This window comes from Desulfovibrio sp. (assembly GCF_009712225.1).
Taxonomy (GTDB): Bacteria; Desulfobacterota; Desulfovibrionia; order Desulfovibrionales; family Desulfovibrionaceae; genus Desulfovibrio.
The window spans coordinates 57141-74968 of sequence record NZ_WASP01000001.1 but is presented as its reverse complement, the minus strand read 5'-3'; the positions used below and the strand labels follow the sequence as shown (position 1 = coordinate 74968).

Annotated in this window: 19 protein-coding genes; 16 read left to right on the top strand and 3 right to left on the bottom strand. The window is 57.9% G+C overall.

Translation table 11 applies throughout. The features are described from left to right. Window positions 1-4 precede the first annotated feature (4 nt). The 16 genes from rsmD to F8N36_RS00230 all read left to right on the top strand — a co-directional run bounded on the left by rsmD (window position 5) and on the right by F8N36_RS00230 (window position 14832). Window positions 5-556, top strand: coding sequence for a 16S rRNA (guanine(966)-N(2))-methyltransferase RsmD (gene rsmD, locus F8N36_RS00305; protein WP_291330755.1), 552 nt, complete (start codon window positions 5-7; stop codon window positions 554-556). Continuing rightward, complete coding sequence (gene coaD, locus F8N36_RS00300) at window positions 553-1092, top strand: pantetheine-phosphate adenylyltransferase (RefSeq protein ID WP_291330754.1); 540 nt, start codon at window positions 553-555, stop codon at window positions 1090-1092. The genes rsmD and coaD overlap by 4 nt, the downstream gene beginning before the upstream one ends. Window positions 1093-1094: 2 nt before the next feature. Beyond that, a complete protein-coding gene (gene miaA / locus F8N36_RS00295) occupies window positions 1095-2039 on the top strand; it encodes a tRNA (adenosine(37)-N6)-dimethylallyltransferase MiaA (RefSeq protein WP_291330753.1) in 945 nt (314 codons plus the stop codon). 38 nt (window positions 2040-2077) lie between these two features. Then, on the top strand, window positions 2078-2776 hold the full coding sequence (locus F8N36_RS00290; protein WP_291330752.1) for a phenylalanine--tRNA ligase beta subunit-related protein: 699 nt from the start codon (window positions 2078-2080) through the stop codon (window positions 2774-2776). A gap of 296 nt (window positions 2777-3072) precedes the next feature. Further along, window positions 3073-4044: a nine-heme cytochrome c gene (locus F8N36_RS00285; protein WP_291330751.1), complete on the top strand. Its 972-nt coding sequence runs from the start codon at window positions 3073-3075 to the stop codon at window positions 4042-4044. Between the two features lie 27 nt (window positions 4045-4071). Then, window positions 4072-5184, top strand: a complete 1113-nt coding sequence (locus tag F8N36_RS00280) for a 4Fe-4S dicluster domain-containing protein (protein WP_291330750.1) — start codon at window positions 4072-4074, stop codon at window positions 5182-5184. Further along, a complete protein-coding gene (gene hmcC, locus F8N36_RS00275) occupies window positions 5185-6402 on the top strand; it encodes a sulfate respiration complex protein HmcC (protein WP_291330749.1) in 1218 nt (405 codons plus the stop codon). It begins immediately after the preceding gene. A 23-nt stretch (window positions 6403-6425) separates the two neighbouring features. After that, on the top strand, window positions 6426-6575 hold the full coding sequence (gene hmcD / locus F8N36_RS00270; RefSeq protein WP_291330748.1) for a sulfate respiration complex protein HmcD: 150 nt from the start codon (window positions 6426-6428) through the stop codon (window positions 6573-6575). Between the two features lie 446 nt (window positions 6576-7021). After that, complete coding sequence (gene rnk, locus F8N36_RS00265) at window positions 7022-7435, top strand: nucleoside diphosphate kinase regulator (RefSeq protein WP_291330747.1); 414 nt, start codon at window positions 7022-7024, stop codon at window positions 7433-7435. A 71-nt stretch (window positions 7436-7506) separates the two neighbouring features. Beyond that, window positions 7507-8571 carry a peptidoglycan bridge formation glycyltransferase FemA/FemB family protein gene (locus F8N36_RS00260; protein ID WP_291330746.1) on the top strand — a complete coding sequence of 355 codons (1065 nt, stop codon included), beginning with the start codon at window positions 7507-7509 and terminating at the stop codon, window positions 8569-8571. Window positions 8572-8872: 301 nt separating this feature from the next. Further along, window positions 8873-9124: a HypC/HybG/HupF family hydrogenase formation chaperone gene (locus tag F8N36_RS00255; RefSeq protein WP_291330745.1), complete on the top strand. Its 252-nt coding sequence runs from the start codon at window positions 8873-8875 to the stop codon at window positions 9122-9124. A gap of 425 nt (window positions 9125-9549) precedes the next feature. Further along, window positions 9550-12366 (top strand): isoleucine--tRNA ligase, encoded by a 2817-nt coding sequence (ileS, locus tag F8N36_RS00250; protein ID WP_291330744.1) that lies wholly within the window; start codon window positions 9550-9552, stop codon window positions 12364-12366. Between the two features lie 5 nt (window positions 12367-12371). Further along, on the top strand, window positions 12372-12899 hold the full coding sequence (gene lspA / locus F8N36_RS00245; RefSeq protein WP_291330743.1) for a signal peptidase II: 528 nt from the start codon (window positions 12372-12374) through the stop codon (window positions 12897-12899). Beyond that, entirely contained in the window at window positions 12896-13102 is a 207-nt protein-coding gene (locus tag F8N36_RS00240; RefSeq protein ID WP_291330742.1) for a PLD nuclease N-terminal domain-containing protein, read from the top strand. Before lspA ends, F8N36_RS00240 begins: the two co-directional genes overlap by 4 nt. A gap of 11 nt (window positions 13103-13113) precedes the next feature. Beyond that, window positions 13114-14118 (top strand): tol-pal system protein YbgF, encoded by a 1005-nt coding sequence (gene ybgF / locus F8N36_RS00235; protein WP_291330741.1) that lies wholly within the window; start codon window positions 13114-13116, stop codon window positions 14116-14118. Between the two features lie 84 nt (window positions 14119-14202). Beyond that, complete coding sequence (locus F8N36_RS00230) at window positions 14203-14832, top strand: protein phosphatase CheZ (protein ID WP_291330740.1); 630 nt, start codon at window positions 14203-14205, stop codon at window positions 14830-14832. A 309-nt stretch (window positions 14833-15141) separates the two neighbouring features. Here the strand turns inward: F8N36_RS00230 and F8N36_RS00225 are convergent, their stop codons facing one another. The 3 genes from F8N36_RS00225 to F8N36_RS00215 form a co-directional block, all read right to left on the bottom strand. Then, on the bottom strand, window positions 15142-15573 hold the full coding sequence (locus tag F8N36_RS00225; RefSeq protein ID WP_291330739.1) for a cytochrome c3 family protein: 432 nt from the start codon (window positions 15571-15573) through the stop codon (window positions 15142-15144). A 241-nt stretch (window positions 15574-15814) separates the two neighbouring features. Next, window positions 15815-16768, bottom strand: a complete 954-nt coding sequence (locus tag F8N36_RS00220) for a formate dehydrogenase accessory protein FdhE (protein ID WP_291330738.1) — start codon at window positions 16766-16768, stop codon at window positions 15815-15817. Between the two features lie 352 nt (window positions 16769-17120). Then, complete coding sequence (locus tag F8N36_RS00215; protein ID WP_291330737.1) at window positions 17121-17780, bottom strand: 4Fe-4S dicluster domain-containing protein; 660 nt, start codon at window positions 17778-17780, stop codon at window positions 17121-17123. Between the last annotated feature and the right edge of the window lie 48 nt (window positions 17781-17828).

Sequence of the window (17828 nt, the reverse complement as noted above, 5' to 3'; positions counted from 1 at the left end):
CAGTATGCGCATTATTTCCGGGCGTCTTGGCGGACGCAACCTGAAAACTGTTGAGGGCGAAGGCTACCGCCCGGCCATGGGCAAAACGCGCGAAGCGCTTTTTTCCATGCTCACCGCTCGCGGTATCGACTGGCACAGCACGCGGGTTCTCGACCTGTTTGCGGGCAGCGGCAGCCTTGCCTTTGAGGCCATCAGCCGGGGGGCGTCGCACGCTCTGCTGGTAGAAATGGCCCCTCAGGCCGTGCGCTGTCTCAAGGCCAACATTGAGACGCTTGGGGTGCAGGACGAAGCCCGCATTGTCAGCGAAGACGTGCTGCGGGTGCTTAAAACACCTCCGGCGGAACAGTATTCGCTGATTTTTATGGACCCGCCCTATCGCAAAAACCTGGCCGACCCGGCTCTCAGGTTACTGGTTACACGCCGCTGGCTTGCGCCGGGGGCCTTTGTGACGGCAGAAATTGAAAAGGACGCGCGGGTTAACCCGCCTGCGGAATGGAAACTTGAAGCCGAGCGCCTGTTCGGCCAGACACGCATATGCATCTGGACACTGCCATGAGAATAGCACTCTACCCCGGCACTTTCGATCCGCTGACCAACGGGCACCTGAGCCTTATACGTCGCGGCTGCGAAGTATTTGACCAAATTGTTGTGGCTGTGGCCGACAGCACGCCCAAGTTTCCCCTGTTCAGCCATGAAGAACGGGTGGAAATGGCCCGCGAGGCGCTGAAAGACGAGCCCCGCGCCATTGTTGAGCCTTTTTCGGGCCTTACTGTGGAATACGCCGCCCAGCGAGGGGCCTGCGCCCTGCTGCGCGGTTTGCGCGCCGCCTCGGACTTTGAATACGAGTTCCAGCTGGCGCTCATGAACCGCAGGCTGCAACGGCACATCCAGACGGTCTTTTTGATGACCGACTACCAGTGGCTGTTTATCAGCTCCACCATCGTCAAGGCTGCGGCCAGCCACGGCGCGGACATCAAGGGTCTTGTGCCCGAAAACGTGCGCGCCGCCCTTATGGACAAATACCACAAGGGCGAGGTTCGCCAGGGTACGCCCTGCCTTGCACCGCCCTTTGGCGGCTTCCGCGTCAAGTGATCATGACTGAAACTTCCTGTACGCCGCTGCCGGTCATTTGCCTTGCCGGGCCTACCGGTTCGGGCAAAACGGCAGCGGCTCTTGCCATGGCCAAAGCGCTTGACGGCGAGGTGGTCAACGCTGACTCGCGTCAGGTCTACGCCGATTTTCCTCTCATCACGGCCCAGCCATCGCCCGAAGAGCGCGCATGCTGCCCGCACCATCTGTACGGATTTCTGCCCACTGAAAACAAGATCAGCGCCGGGCGCTGGGCAGACACCGCGGCAGAACAGGTGCGCGATATTCTGGCGCGGGGTAAAACGCCCCTGTTGGTGGGCGGCACTGGCCTGTATTTTCAGGCGCTGCTGCGGGGCATGGCCCAGATTCCGCCCGTTGACCCGCAGCTCACAGCCCTGCTCACCGCACGGGTCGATGCCGAGGGTACCCCCCGGCTGCACGCCGAGCTGCAAGCCTGCGATCCAGTCTATGCCGCCAAAATCCACCCCAATGACCGACAGCGTATTATCCGCGCGCTTGAGGTATTCCAGAGCACCGGGCGGCCCTTTACCTGGTGGCATGACAATTCCATGAGTCCCCCCCTGTGCGCTGGTCCCCTGCTTACGCTCAATGCCACGCTTGAATGGCTTGAACCGCGCCTTGCCCGCCGCCTCGACCTCATGCTGGAATACGGCGCGCTGGACGAGGCCCGTGCCGCCATGAGCAAATGTGCAGACCCCGCCGCCCCCGGCTGGTCGGGCATTGGCTGCGCAGAAGCCCTCGCCCATTTGCAGGGCCGCCTTACCTTACAGGAATGCCGCCAGCTATGGCTGCACAACACGCGGGCCTACGCCAAGCGCCAGCTTACCTGGTTTCGCGCGCGTCCAGAGGCAGTGTGGTTGCCCCCGGACAAACCCGCTGCGGTTGTAGAAACGGCGCAACGCTTCTGGCAGAGCGTACGCCAGCCATAGCCTGTCTGACGGCCAACTGGTCCGTACCTGGAGCTCCCGTGCAAAATCTCGCCCCCATCGTTAGCATAGACCCCGCACTTGCCGCCATCTGGCCTGATACTGCCCTTGGCTGCGTATTCTGGACTGCGTCTGTTTTGCCGCAGGAACCGCAGCTGTGGCAGTATTTTGCCAACCACACCCTGCCCCGGCTGGCACAGATGCTTGAAGACACCGAGCTGGCAGGCATGCCCCAGATCGGCCCCTCGCGACGGGCTTTCAAGGCATTTGGCCGCGACCCGGGGCGTGTGCGCATCTCGTCCGAGGCCCTTTATCGCCGTCTGCGTCAGGGCAAAGATCTCTACCGCATCAACACCGCTGTGGACGCCAACAACCTCGTTTCGCTCGAAACGGGCTTTTCGCTGGGCACATATGACCTGGCCTGCCTGCAGGGCGATCTGGTGTTACGACTGGGCCGTGAGGGCGAGGCGTATTCTGGCATTGGCAAGGACAAGCTCGACCTCTGCCGCATGCCTCTGCTGGCCGACGGACTGGGGCCCTTTGGCTGCCCTTGCAGTGATTCGCAACGCGCCATGATTGTTGAAAATACGTCCGAAAATACGGTTCCTCGCCAGTTGCTGACAGTTATCTACGGTTTTTCGGGAGCTGACTCGGTTTCCACTGCTATCCCACTGGCACAAAAGCATTTTGCAGCTTTTTCCGGGGCAATTATCACCTCCGCCAACGTGGTCTGCCCCTAGTCTCCCGCCACCTTCAAAGGCCAAAACGGCCATTTGGAGGCAAAAATCCTGTGTTTTCCGCCAACTGCGCGCACAATCAGCGTATCTCCTTTTTTAGCGAAAAATATCCCAAGCTCACTGTTTCCAAGGCATAAGAAGCAATTACAACGGCCACCCCTCCTTGACGTGTCTTGCAGCCTGGGATACCGTTTCGATATCTGCGTGTTCGCCCCCGCAGGGATCGGGGGTACGGAGGAACCCGCTGCAATGTATGCGGCGGGCGTTGGGGTAATGTCTGATTGCAAAAGGACAAGCACATGAGGAACGGCACATCACTGCTTTTGCTGGCGGCTCTGGCCCTGGCGGGCGCGGCGTGTCTGACGGCGCTCGGAGCTGGATCGGCCACGGCCGCAGCTTTGGAGCCGACAGACAGCGGCGCGCCGTCGGCCATTGTCATGTTTCCGGTAAGCGCCAAGCCCAATCCCAAGGGCGCGGCCATGAAACCCTCGGTTTTCAATCATCTCATTCATGAGAAAAAGATTGCCAACTGCGAAACATGCCACCACACCGGCGACCCTGTGGCCTGTAGCACTTGCCACACGACTGAAGGCAAGGCTGAAGGAAACTTCGTGACGCTTGACCGCGCCATGCACGCCACCAATATTGCCAAACGCGCCAAGGGTAACACCCCTGTGAGCTGCGTGAGCTGTCACGAACAGCAAACCAAGGAACGGCGCGAATGCGCGGGCTGCCACGCCATCGTGACTCCCAAGCGCGACCAGGCATGGTGCGCCACCTGCCACAATGTTACGTCTTCCATGACGCCGGAACAGATGCAGCTCGGCATCAAGGGCAAGCTGCCCGCCGACCAGAACGAAGCTCTGGCTGCTGAAACCGTGCAGTCGCAGAAGACTGTTCAGCCTCTTTCTGCCATGCAGGGTCCCCTCAAGGTGACCATCGACGCTCTGGCCGACAAGTACGAGCCGAACAACTTCACGCACCGTCGCCACGTCTCCTCGCTGATGGAGCGCATCAAGGGCGACAAGCTGGCCGCGGCTTTCCACAACAAGCCCGAAATTCTGTGCGCTACCTGCCATCACAGAAGCCCGCTTTCGGCCACGCCTCCCAAGTGCGGCAGCTGCCACACCAAGGAAATCGACCCCAAGAATCCCAACCGTCCCAACCTCAAGGCTGCCTATCACCTGCAGTGCATGGGTTGTCACCAGGGTATGAACGTGGGTCGTCCTAAGAACACAGACTGCACCACTTGTCATAAGGCCCGCCCCTAGGGCGCCTAACTGCACGGAGAAACGCATATGAATCGCAGAAAATTCCTGGCCATTATGGGAAGCGCGGGCGTGATTTCGGCATTGGGCACTGCAAAGGTGGCCAACGCCGGGGTACACACCTTCCCCTATTATGCAGAAAGCTACGGCGTGCTGCATGACACCACGCGCTGCATCGGCTGCCGCCGTTGCGAAGAAGCCTGCAACGCGGTTAACCACCTGCCCAAGCCCAAGAAGCCCTTTACCGACCTTTCGGTTACATCCACCAAGCGCCGCACCTCGGCCTATGAGTGGACCGTGGTCAACAAGTATAACGTCAACGGCAAGGACGTGTTCCGCAAGCTGCAGTGCTTCCACTGCAACGACCCGGCCTGCGCCTCTGCCTGTTTTGCCAAATGCTTCCAGAAGCAGCCCGACGGCAGCGTGACCTACGAAGGTTCGCAGTGCGTGGGTTGCCGGTACTGCATGGTTGCCTGTCCCTTCTACGTGCCCGGCTTCCAGTACGACGAAGCGTTCGACCCGTTGGTGCAAAAGTGCACCTTCTGCGAACCCCGCCTCAAGGAAGGCAAGCTGCCCGGCTGCGTTGAAGCCTGCCCCATGGACGCTCTGACCTTTGGCCGCCGCAGCGACCTGCTCAAGATCGCCCGTGCCCGCTTCAACGAAGCTCCCGGCAAGTACGTAAACTACGTTTACGGCGAAAAAGACGCTGGCGGCACCGCCTGGATGGTACTGGCTCCTGCTGTTGAAGCTCCTGCCGCTGCCAAGGACGCCAAGGGCCATGACGCCCACGGCGACACCAGCGAACTCAAGCAGCTTGATCTCGACAAGCACCTGGGCACGCAGCCCATGGGCGAGCTGACCTACGGCGCTCTGGGTACTGTGCCCATGATCGTGGCCTTCTGGCCTGTGCTCTTTGGTGGCGCCTACGCCATGACCAAGCGCCGCGAAGCCATGCACAAGGCAGAAAAAGACGCTCACATCAAGGAGACCAAGGACGATCTGGCGGCAGCTGTTGACGCAGCCGTGCGCAAGATTGAGGAAACCCAGGGTCCGGGTGCTGCCGACACAGCCCGCCGCGCTATGACCGACGCCTTGAAGGCTCGGGAAGCGGAGTGCTGCAAAGGGCACGGGGAGGATAAGTAAATGGCACATCACAGCATAGTTATTCCCACCAGGGACAAGCTGTTCAATATCAGCGAATTCCTGACGCCCACCCCTGGCAATATCATTTCCGCCATCATTCTGACGGTGGGCTTCATCATCACCGTTATCCGCTTTACCGTGGGTATCGGCTCTGTAACCAACCTCAGCGATGTGCAGCCCTGGGGCATGTGGATTGGCTTTGACCTTCTGTGCGGCGTGTGCCTTGCAGCGGGCGGCTACTTCACCACCGTGGCCTGCTACATCATGGGCATGAAGCACTTCCACTCTGCCGTGCGCCCGGCCATCACCACGGCCTTTTTGGGCTACGGTTTCGTGGTTGTCGCCCTGCTGTATGACCTTGGTCATCCGCTGCGTCTGCCCTTCATGTTCTTCTTCCCCGGTACGACCTCGGTTCTCTTTGAAGTGGGTCTGTGCGTGGCTACCTACGTTACAGTGCTGCTCATCGAATTCTCGGTTGCACCGCTGGAATGGCTGTCGTGCCGCTACCCCTGGTTGCTCAAGATCCGCAAGATCGTGATCAAGTGCACCATTCCGCTGACCATCTTCGGCGTGACCCTGTCCACCCTGCACCAGTCCTCGCTCGGCGCGCTCTACCTGATCGCTCCTGGTAAGCTGTTCCCCCTGTGGTACTCGCCCTTCATGCCCATGTTCTTCTTCGTAAGCTCCATGGCCGCTGGCGCGTCCATGGTTGTCTTTGAAGGCATGCTGGCCCACCGTGGCGTGCACCACTACATGGACAAGACCCACCTGGCTGAAGCTGACGATGTTACCTTCAGCTTCTCCCGCGCGGCCTCGTTCATCCTGTTTGCCTACTTCATGCTCAAGCTCATCGACATGCTTGTGCAGGCCAACATCCCCTACCTCTTCACGGGCTACGGCGCGTGGTGGATGGTGGAAATGCTGGGCTTTGTGCTCATGCCCGCCCTGATCTACGCCAAGGGCGCGCGCGATCGCAACCTGACCCTGTGCCGCATTGGCGCTACCAACACCGTGTTGGGCATCGTGCTGAACCGTTTCAACGTTTCCATGGTCGCCTTCAACTACACGCTGCCTTCGGCAGAGCGCTACTTCCCCAGCATCTGGGAAATCTGCATCTCCATGTTTGTGGTGACCATGATCGTCACGGTTTACCGCTTCATCGTTTACAACATGCCGGTGCTGTACGAACACCCAGACTTCAAGGGCGAAGAACACTAAGCCGCGCTTAGGAGGAGAATCTCATGGAATTCAATACTTTTTATCAGTATTTTCTCTTCACCAAGAGCTGGGCTTATGTGATGATGTTTGTGGTACTGCCGGTTTACGTGCTGTACTGGAACTTCGTCCTTTTCCCTGACAAAAAAGACCGCTCCAAGGGCTCCAAGCACTAGGCCTTTAGAGCATGTGATCAAAAGGCGAGGCCGCAAGGCCTCGCCTTTTTTTACGCCCGCAAGCGTGGCTCTCTCGTAAAAGATCAGTAGTCATCATATTAATTGATGATTCACAACATGAAATGAATTTTTGCTTTTGAGCTTGCCTACATAGCTGATTACAGATATTATAAATTGAAACACGCGGAACAAGCGTGCCTGCAAGCTTTCCGTAAAAAAGAAAGCTTCATTTTTTTGCGTACAAACTTTTTTTCTCATCAGGACAAGACAATGTTTTTCAGCGTTCAATCTGCAAGAAATACTGGCAGCGAAGTTGTTGAACTTCGCCGTTTTTTTGCAACCTGAGAACGCCCCACACCTACAGTTCAGAAAAAAGAGGGCGTACAGGTTACGCCCTCTTTTTTTACGCCACGACTATCGTTCTGTGCAGTGTCATGGAGGACAACATGCAAGATTACCCCAATATTATTATTACCACCCGCGATGCCGCCAGGCTGGAAACACTGCTGGAAGGCCTGCCCGCCGGCAGTTTTCCCGGCTATAAAGCTCTGGAAGAAGAACTCTACCGGGCCACGGTTGTGGCCCCCGAAAAAGTGCCGCCCACCGTGGTGACCATGAATTCCACAGTGCGTTTCGCGGTTCTGCCTTCAGGTGTCGAACGCCGCCTGAAGCTCGTGTACCCTGGCAAAACAGACGCCAGCGACGACACGGTTTCCATTCTGGCTCCAGTGGGCAGCGCCCTGTTGGGACTGGCCGAGGGTGACGAAATTCTCTGGCCCAATCCCAACGGCGGAACCCTGCACCTTATAGTACATGAAGTGGAAGAACAGCCGGAACGTGCTGGGCACTACGACCAGTAGCTTCACCGGGCAACCGCACCCCGCCGTTTGCAGAGTAAAAACCTTATCCCCACCAACCACAGGGAGGTATCATGGTGGATGTGATCGCCAAGGCGACCAACAATCTGAACCCCACAGACATCCTGTTTCAGACACCCTACTGGGCGCAGGTCAAATCGCAGATGGGCATGGCCCCCATGGCTTTTGACATCCTTTCTTCCGAAACCTGGGGCGACGTGCTGGTGCTTGTAAAAGACCACTGCGGGCACAAGCTTGCCCTTGTGCCGCAGGGTCCGGAACACGCCCCTGCTGAGGATTCGTACGGCCAGTATCTGGAAGACCTCTCCCTTGCACTGGCTGACCGGCTGGAACCGGATGTGGCCTTTATACGCTACGACCTGCCGTGGAAGTCGCTGTATGCAGAAGAAATGCACGAACAGGGCTGGTCTGCCTTTCCCGAGCCGCGCATCCGCGAAATGCGCATGAACATGGGCACCAGATACTGGAACCTGAAAAAGTCTTCCACAGACATGACTGTGGCAAGCTCTCTGGTTGTCGACCTCGACGGAAGTGAAGACAACATACTGGCCAGAATGAAGCCCAAGACCCGCTACAATATCGGGCTGGCCCAGCGCAAGGGCGTGACCGTGCATATGGCAGACAGCGACAGCCTTGCCGATTTTTACGGTTTGTATGTGCAGACTGCCAGAAGAAACGGATTTATCCCCTGCAGCATGCAGCAGTTCTCGGCCATGTTCCACTGCAAGTTTGGTAACAAGGACGGGACGAATATTATCTTTTTGCTGACCCGGCACGGGCGCGACATTCTCTCCGGCGCCATAATCGGCATTTCGGGACAGTGCGCAAACTTTCTGTACGGGGCTTCAGGCAACATAAAGCGAAACTACATGGCCTCGAGTCTCATGCACTGGACAGGCATGCGTATTGCGCGGCAGCGCGGCTGTCTCACCTACGAAATGGGCGCTGTTTCGCCCACTCCAGACGACGCGCACCCTTTTAACGGGCTGCACAGATTCAAGGCGGGCTTTGGCGGCCGCATCGAGCTGCGCAGCGGCTCGTGGGACTATCCGCTGAATGAAGGGGCATACCGTTCCATCCAGAATGCCGAGGCACTGTACAGAGAGCTTGGCGCATGAAGGACCCGCTGCGGCAGAACCGCAGAGAGGTAAACAGAAGGCGGTAACCGGCATCGATTACCGCCTTTTTATATTTTCACAGTCGGGGGTCACAAGAGCACAGCCGTTCGACTGGTGGGTGGCAGCCACAAAAATGAAGATTCACGGGTAATAAAACCTCACAACTTTAGCCCCTTGCCGTAACACAGCCAATGTGTCCTTGCGTCAAGCCTGCCGCACTGATAAGCTGAAAGTCTGTGGAAGAGTCATGGCCTTGCCGTGGCCCTGTGAGTGATTATCTGCCTTTCAAGAGGAAACAATTATGTGTCTTGCCATACCAGCCAGAATTGAAGAGCTTCAGGGCGAGGGCATGGCCCGCGTGCGTGTGGGCGAAAGCCAGACCTTTCTTACGGCTTCTGTCATGCTGCTGCCCGAGGAACCCAAGGTCGGCGATTACGTGATCGTACATGCCGGTTTTGCCCTGCACGTCATGACCCCCAAAGAGGCAGAAGACAGCCTTGCGGCGCTGCGTGAACTGGCACAGGCACTGGAAGGCACACCGGCAAACTTCTGACCGGGCAGCGGGCAGACAAGCACAAGGGCACGGAACGCCGGTTGCCCTTGGAGACAACAGGATCTGGCTACTGGCGCATATGCCCCGTGCCATATGCAGGCATGACATGCCTGCCTGGAACGCATTCCGACCGGGATAGCCAGCCAGCAGTTGCCTGTTCTGGCATGCAGTTTTGCCCGCCTGTTCCGCCAACCTGTGTACCATAGCACTGTGGCACACCCGTGCGGCAATGCAGTTGTTTGACAGCATTTTTCAAACTGGCCAGTTAACTTTTTTACCATAGCCTGAGCGCCGTCAGCCCACGCCAGCAGGAACACTGCGTCCTGCTCTTCTTGACTTTACCCCGCTATTTGCCCACACTAGATCGATTTTTTCACCTTACGAATATAGCCAAGTCCTTGAGTTGAACTGCGCCGGGAGCCAGCATGAGCGATTATAAGAAAACATTGAACCTGCCTCAGACCGCCTTTCCCATGAAAGCAAACCTGGCCCAGCGTGAGCCGGAAACCCTGAAAAAGTGGGATACCATCAACAGCTACGAGGCCATGGTTGAGGCTTCCGGCAGCAAGGGAACCTATGTGCTGCACGATGGCCCCCCTTACGCCAACGGGCACATCCACATGGGTACGGCGCTCAACAAGATTCTCAAGGACATCATTGTCAAATCGCGCAACATGGCGGGCTTTGCCTCGCGCTATGTTCCCGGCTGGGACTGTCACGGCCTGCCCATCGAACACAAGGTCGAGCAGGAACTGAAGGAAAAGAAAAAGACCCTGCCTGCCCATGTGGTGCGCAAGCTCTGCCGCGAATACGCTTCAAAGTGGATCGATGTGCAGCGCAAGGAATTTCGCCGTCTCGGCGTGCTTGGCAACTGGGAAGATCCCTACATGAGCATGCGCCCCACCTACGAGGCCGCCACCGCTCGCGAACTTGCCAACTTTGTGGAAACCGGCGGCGTCATGCGCTCCAAAAAGCCCATCTACTGGTGCTGCTCGTGCCACACCGCCCTTGCCGAAGCCGAGGTTGAATACTACGACCACACTTCGCCTTCCATCTTTGTGCGCTTTCCGCTCAAGGACGAGGGGCTGAAAAACGTATTTTCCGCAGCCGACCCCGCCCATGCCTTTGTGGTCATCTGGACCACCACTCCCTGGACCCTGCCGGACAACATGGCGGTCTGCCTGCACCCCGAATTTACCTACGTGCTTGTACAGGCTGGCGACGCCCAGTATGTGCTGGCCGAAGAGCTGCTGGCCTCGTGCGCCGAGCAGTTTGGCTGGAGCGACCCGCAGATTCTTGGCCGTGCCACCGGCGAGCAGCTTGAGGGCCTCAAGGCCCGGCACCCCTTCTACGACCGCGTGTCACCCATCATCCTGGGCCAGCACGTTACCCTCGAGGCTGGCACGGGCTGTGTCCACACCGCCCCCGGCCATGGTCGCGAGGACTACGAAGTGGGCCTCAAATACGGCCTTGAAATCTACTCGCCCATGGACGACGCGGGCCGCTTTTTGCCTACCGTGCAGTTCTTTGCCGGGCTGAATGTTTTTGAAGCCAACCCCAAGGTAATTGAAAAGCTTGAAGAAGTCGGCGCCCTGCTGCGTCAGGCCAAGATCAAGCACTCCTACCCGCACTGCTGGCGCTGCAAGCAGCCGGTCATTTTCCGCGCCACCACCCAGTGGTTTATCAGCATGGAAAAGAACGACCTGCGCGGCCGCGCCCTCAAGGCCATCGACGAGCAGGTACGCTGGATCCCCGCCTGGGGCCGCGAACGCATCCACAACATGATCGAATTCCGGCCCGACTGGTGCATCTCGCGTCAGCGGCAGTGGGGTGTGCCCATCATGGCCCTGCTGTGCGAAGACTGCGGCGAAGCCTGGAACGACCCCACGTGGATGCGCGACATCTGCGACAAGTTTGCCAAGCACCCCACGGGCTGCGACTACTGGTACGAGGCCGAGCTTTCGGAAATAGTGCCTCAGGGCCTTGCCTGCCCCCACTGCGGCGGCAATCACTGGAAGCGCGAAACAGACATTCTGGACGTGTGGTTTGATTCTGGCACCAGCTTTGCCGCCGTGCTTGAACAGCGCCCGGAACTGGCCTACCCCGCCGACCTGTACCTTGAAGGTTCAGACCAGCACCGTGGCTGGTTCCACAGCTCGCTGCTGGTCAGCGAGGGCACACGCAAGCGGGCTCCCTACAAGTCTGTGCTTACCCACGGCTACGTGGTGGACGGCGAAGGCCGCAAGATGTCCAAATCCATTGGCAACGTCATTGCGCCGCAAGAGCTGATTGAAAAGTTTGGCGCGGAAATCGTGCGCCTGTGGGTTTCTTCTGTGGAATATCGCGAAGACATCCGCATTTCAGACGAAATTCTGGGCCGCCTTGTGGATGCCTACCGCCGCATTCGCAATACCTGCCGCTATATTCTGGGCAACCTGGAAGGCCTGGGCAAGGACGATCTGCTGCCGCTGGACGATCTGCTGCCGCTCGACCGCTTTGCCCTTGATGCCGCCGCGCGCGTGCATGACCGCGTGCAGCAGGCCTACATGGATTTTGACTTCCACAAGGTTTACCACACACTGCACAACTACTGCGTGACGGATCTTTCGTCCATGTATCTGGATATTCTGAAAGACCGCCTCTACGCCTCGGGCCCCACCAGCGTGGAGCGCCGCTCTGCCCAGACTGCCATGTGGCACATACTCGGCATGCTGCTGCGCGACATGGCCCCGGTACTCTCCTTTACGGCAGAGGAAATCTACGCCCATCTGCCCGCAGGTCTGCGCGGCACGGAACCCACGGTATTTGCACTGCAACCGGTCGATTCCGCTCCCTTCCTGCTTGAAGAAGGCAAGCGCGACGACTGGACAGTGCTCACCGCCGTGCGTGGCGCTACCACCAAGGCCATTGAACCCATGCGCCGCGATGGCGTTATCGGCCACTCGCTCGACACGCGTGTGACCCTTTTTGTGGCCGACGAGCTGCGCCAGCGTATTGAAAGCCTGAATACCGACCTGCGCGCTTTCTGCATTGTTTCGCAGATTGCCCTGCAGCCCATTGAAAACGCCCCGCAGGATGCCTACCGCGATGAAGAAATCGCCGGTCTGGCCATTGGGGTGGAGAAGGCCCACGGCGAAAAGTGCGAACGCTGCTGGATATACAGCACCGAGCTTGGCACGGATGCTGCGCATCCCACGCTGTGCCCGCGTTGCGCCGCTGTTATCAAGGGCATGGATGCGTAACACGAATGCCAAGGCGCTATAGAATACTCGGCATTGCGGCCATTGTTGCCATGGTTCTCGACCAGGCAAGCAAGTGGGCCGTCATGCAGTTCATACCGGAGCACAGACCCATTACGGTTATTGCCGGGCTGTTTGACCTGGTCAATATCCGCAACAGGGGTGCGGCATTCGGCTTTCTGAACAGGTCTGACATCGAGTGGCAGTTCTGGCTGTTTCTCGTCGCCACGGTTGTGGCGGTGTGGGCCATAATCATGCTTGTGCGCAGCTCTGACGAAGACCCCTGGCTGTTTACGGCTCTGGGCCTGGTGATGGGCGGCGCGCTGGGCAATCTGGTTGACCGCGTGCGCTTCCGCGCTGTGGTGGACTTTCTGGATGTTTATTGGGGCGACTGGCACTGGCCTGCCTTTAACGTGGCCGATTCGGCCATATTTGTGGGCGCTGTGCTCGCCTGCCTGATTCTCTGGCGCAAGCCCCAGGCTGCTGCCGACCGCAAGGACGGCAAACCAACCCCCGGCAAGGGAGGAACAGCATGATCTTTCATTGGTGGCATGTGCTTGTGGTAATGTTCCCCATGATTCCCACATTGTGGAGCATTCTGCACATCTGGGGACACGAGTTTGAAAACCCGCAACAGCGCGCCCTGTGGCTTGTGCTGGTAGTTTTTCTGCCGATTGTGGGAGGAATAATCTATATTTTCACCGGACGTAAAAAAGTTCTGGGAAAAGTGCAAAATTGAAAGAGGGTACTATGCGCACACTCCGTTCTCTGTACATTCTGGCCCTGGCCTGCACGGCTCTGCCCCTCAGTGGCTGCATGGGCGGCAGCACCAGCAGCGGCAACGGCAGCATTTCACTGGAACAGCAGGTGCAACAGCAAGACATGCAGCTGCGCCAGATGCAACCGGCTCAGGCCGATGCCTGGAACCAGCTTCAGACCTTGCGTCAGGAAGTAAACACGCTCAAGGGGCAGCTTGACGACATTCAGAATGCCGGTGGCGCACATGCCCTGGTGGCCCGCGTGCGTGCGCACGACGAAGCATTGCGTCAGGTTGAGCGCAGCATGGCGCTGAACCTGAATCTGGGTGATCCCATGAGCAGCGGTGGTTCCGGCTCTGCACCCCAGTTTGCGCCCCAGGCGGCTCCTCAGGCTGCTCCTCAGGCTGCGCCCGCTTTCAGCCAGCCCAGCTATGGGCAGCCCTCTTACGGGCAGGCCGCCGCTGGCGGTCTGGCAGCTGGCACCACGGGCTATGCGGCGGCTTCTGCCGCGGGCGACCAGGGCGCGGTTTCCACGCCGCCTCAGGGCGTCATCAACCCCAGTTCCAGCACATGGGGCCAGCCCAGCCCCCAGCCCGAGCCGCAGGTTCAGGCTCCCAAAAAAGACATTTCGCTGGCGCTTTTTGACGCCGGTGTAAATTCGTACAATGCCAGAAAGTACGATGAAGCTCAGCGCTCGTTTTCTGATTTTCTGAAAAACTACAAAGACCACAGTCAGGCTCCCGAAGCCCAGTATTACCTGGCCGAGTGCTACTTCCAGCGCAACCAGTTTGCCGACGCGGCGCTGGCTTATGACGCGGTCATCAAGAAGTACCCCTCGTCCTCCAGCGCACCCGGTGCCTACCTCAAGCAGGGCATCAGCTTCAGCAAGCTCAATCAGGCTGCCGCCGCCAAGGCCCGCCTTGAAGAGCTGATCAAGAAATACCCCAACTCGCCCGAAGCGGCTCGCGCCAAGACCTTCCTTAAGACCAACAAGTAACGTTAATCAGCTCTGCCGTGCCCAGCATGGCAGAGCTGATTTATACATACCAACTTAACCGCGCCGCGCGCAAAGGGGACGGGCATGAGCGAAGAAAAGCCCGAAGCCGCTGTTTACAAGCAGATCAGCACTGAAATGCGCCAGGGTCTCAAAGACATTTTTCAGCGTGTTTCAGCTGCGTCGAAAGGTCAGCCACTGCCCCCCCCAAACCCCGACGCTCTTTTTCTTGAGGCTTCAAGCCAGCTCGATGAAGTGCTGAAAGATACTGAAAATGCCACGATGACCATTATGGAAATCGTTGAAAGACAGCTTGAATTTCAGGAAAAAAATGACGCGGTTCTGAGCGAACTGCGCAGCGAAGCGGCCGACCCCGCGCGCATAATACAGCTTGAGACAAACAATTTCCGGCTTGGCAAGGACCTTACGACTCTGATGACCACCCTGAGCTTTCAGGACATCACGGGCCAACGCATCAAACGCGTGGTTTCTGCCCTGAACCAGATTGAAGCCATGGTTGTGGAGCTGTACGTTTCGTCGGGCCTGCTGCTGGATGCCGCTGAAAAAGACCCCACCAAAAATGTTCAGGAACTGCAGGACGAAGCCCGTCAGGCAGTGAAGGAATTCAACCAGGGGCGCAGTGAGCTTAAAGGACCGGACAAGGCAGGCGTTTCGCAGGGAGCCATTGACGACATGCTGTCCCAGCTGGGGCTGTAAACACGACACTGGCGACTCTGGCAGCTACACATTCAAGGGCGTTGTAAAACGCCCTTTTTTTGATTCACTGCCTGGTATTTTGCATGGATGAAGCTGCTGGCTGTGACCTCAGCGGGCTTATAGGTATAGCCCTGATACCTCTGGCCTGCCCTCTTTTGCCGGCTCCCTCTCTCTGTGCTTTCTTTTGGCGGGCACATGCCCGCGTCTGCCATACGGCTTCACTCGCTGCTGTACCCTTCAATAATAGACAAGGCCCCAATGAGGGGCCTTGTCTATTATTGAAGGGCATGAGCCCCTTGTTGATATGCGCTACTTCTGCTTGGCGGCTTCGCGGGCGCTGGCGGCCATGTGGCAGGGGCGGCAGCCCTTGAACTTGGCGCCGTACTTGGCGGGATTTTCCTGCGCCTTCTGCGAGTGACAGCCGTAGCAGGAACGGTCGCCGTTCTTGGAGTGGAAGGCCATAAACATGCTCATGGAGTCGCGTTCACGCGCGCCGGGGGTGACGTGGCATTCGGTACAGGCAACGTAGCGGTTGTCACCGCTCATTTCGTGGTGGCAGTGCATGCAGTTGATGCCTTTATGAGCCGTGTGGGGAAACATGACGCTCATGCGAGCGGATGTGCCACCAGGAATCTCAATGGGCTTTTTGATGACCTGCGACATTTCCTTGATATCACGCGCCTGCGCCGCGCCAACCCACACCAGGCTCAACGCAAGCAGCAACAAGGTCACATATTTCATCAGTAATTCCTCCTACTGGGTTCGTACAGCTCAGGAGCCTGGCCCCCGACTCGCCATTGGCGGCACAACACCACCCTCCACAATCACCACGCCGGTTGTTTTACCCTATAATGCCACCCATGTGCAATCTTTAAAGATATCCATACTGGAGACAATTAAACAGCGCAACAATCCGGTTCAAATATTGCATAGCCGCCGTGCCACACCATGAAAAAATATTCCAAAATCACTGGTGGAACGGCTAAAACATGTTCCAGAACGACGGTTTGACCGGCTTGAGCTTTCTGCGGGCCGCCACCATATCCAGATGCATCATGCCGAGAGCAAGGGCATCAAGATTTGGCACAAATTCTCGCTCGCGCAAATCCACTCCCGGACAATACGACTTGCACTTGGTGCACCAGTCAAGCCGTTCGCCATGGGCTGCCTTGCCGCTTTCACGCAGCAGCTCCATAACGCCACTGCCTTCTTCGCCACATGCAGGGCATGCGCCGCGGCGGAACTTCCAGTCCGCACCGCATGTGCCGCAGTGCAGGTGCTTTTTACCGCCACCGCCGGCAAGAAAGGCATTTTTTTCATCAATGGAGGGCTTGTCCATCCAACCCATGGTGGGCAAAGCACCACACACGGGGCAATAGCCCTGCCGCCACACGTCACCCACTTCCCAGGGGGCTTCGTCGCCAGCTGATGCCACAAGCACAGTCAGCGCATGCAAAACCGGAGCGACAACAAACCCTGCCGCAAAATGCAGCACCAGAGGGTCAACCCCGATTTTTTCGGCCAGCCCCTCAATTTCTTTTTTGTTTCCTGACACAACAGCGGCAACAAGTTCTTCAATTTTTTGAGCTTCAGTTTTGTCAGATTTCAAAAAAAAGTCAGTAAATGCGGCCTTATAAGGAACAACTGCATCCATGCGGCACAGCAGGGGCAGCAGTTTTTCCGCGCTTGTGCGCACTGCCGGGGCAAACCCGGCAAAGGTTGCGTCTGCCAGCAGCGAAACACCCTGTTCCATGCGCTCGGCCTGGCTCTGGGGCAGTTTCACACCCTGTTTTTTCAGGTTTTCAGCCAGCTCGCCAACAAGCTCTTCCTGAGCGGTAAGCAGCGGCTCAAACGAGCGCAGCACCGGTGCAAGTACAGGACGCCAGGTAATAACTTCTTCAAGGGTTTGGGCAACGGTTTGCCTTGTAGCAGCCATTAATACTCCAATTGCCGGGGAGATGCCCCGGCCGCTATCCAGAGCTGTTCGCCGTGAAGGGCAACCTTCAAGGCATGCAGGACGACTGCCCCGGAGCAAACGCACTATCGCAGCGTCCGAGCTCCGCGGGGTTGCTGCGCACAGCCACCAACGTCATCCAATATGAACAAGCTCTATCCAAGTGATGCAAAAAAACAGCGGGCCACACCAGCAACATATACTTCGCACACCGTGCATGCGACTTTGTCGATCTTGCCCAAATGTTGAACTAAAGCGAAAGATTTGCCAAGCCCCCGCTCTGGTTTTTCCGGCTCCCGCAGCGGTCAGACTGCGGGAGCCTTCAGCACTCGTCCTACATAAAGGCCGCGTGTTCGTAGTAGTGTTCTTTTTCTTCTGCCAGCAGGTAAATGACGCTCACGTCCTGAACATCTGCCAAAAATGCCTTGGGGAAGGTCTTTTTGACAATTTCAAGCCGCTTTTTGGCCATGGGCAGAATTTCTTCCCTTTCGCCAAAGGCCATGGTTCCCGTGGGGCATGTTTTGACGCAGATGGGCAGCATGCCAGCGGTCACGCGGTCAATGCACATGTCGCACTTGGTCAGGCGCTTGGTCTTGGGATCGAGACGGGGAATGTTGTAGGGGCAGGCGTCAATGACGGCCTGCGCGTCCTGCGGGCTCAGCTGGGCGCTTTTGTCGGTGGCGATGACCATACCGGTTTTGGCGTCCTTGATAATGGCCCCGGGCACTGCCATATCGGCCACATCCTTGCAGACGGGCGTGAGGCAGTGGCGGCACTGGTCGGGAAAGAAGTTCCACACAACCGTGCCATCGGGCTTCATGCGCTCGCGAAAACGAACAATTTTAAGATTGTTGGGGTTCAGATCCGGCGGATTCTGATGTGTGCCGCGCTGCTTGGTTTCATTGGCAGGCAGGTCATGCCATTCCTTACAGGCCAACTGGCAGCCCCGGCATGCCGTGCACCGTGTGGTGTCGATCAAAAAAGTCTTCGGCATAGCAATGCTCCTTGGCGGGCGCACTCCCACTGGGAGTGCGCCCGGCGT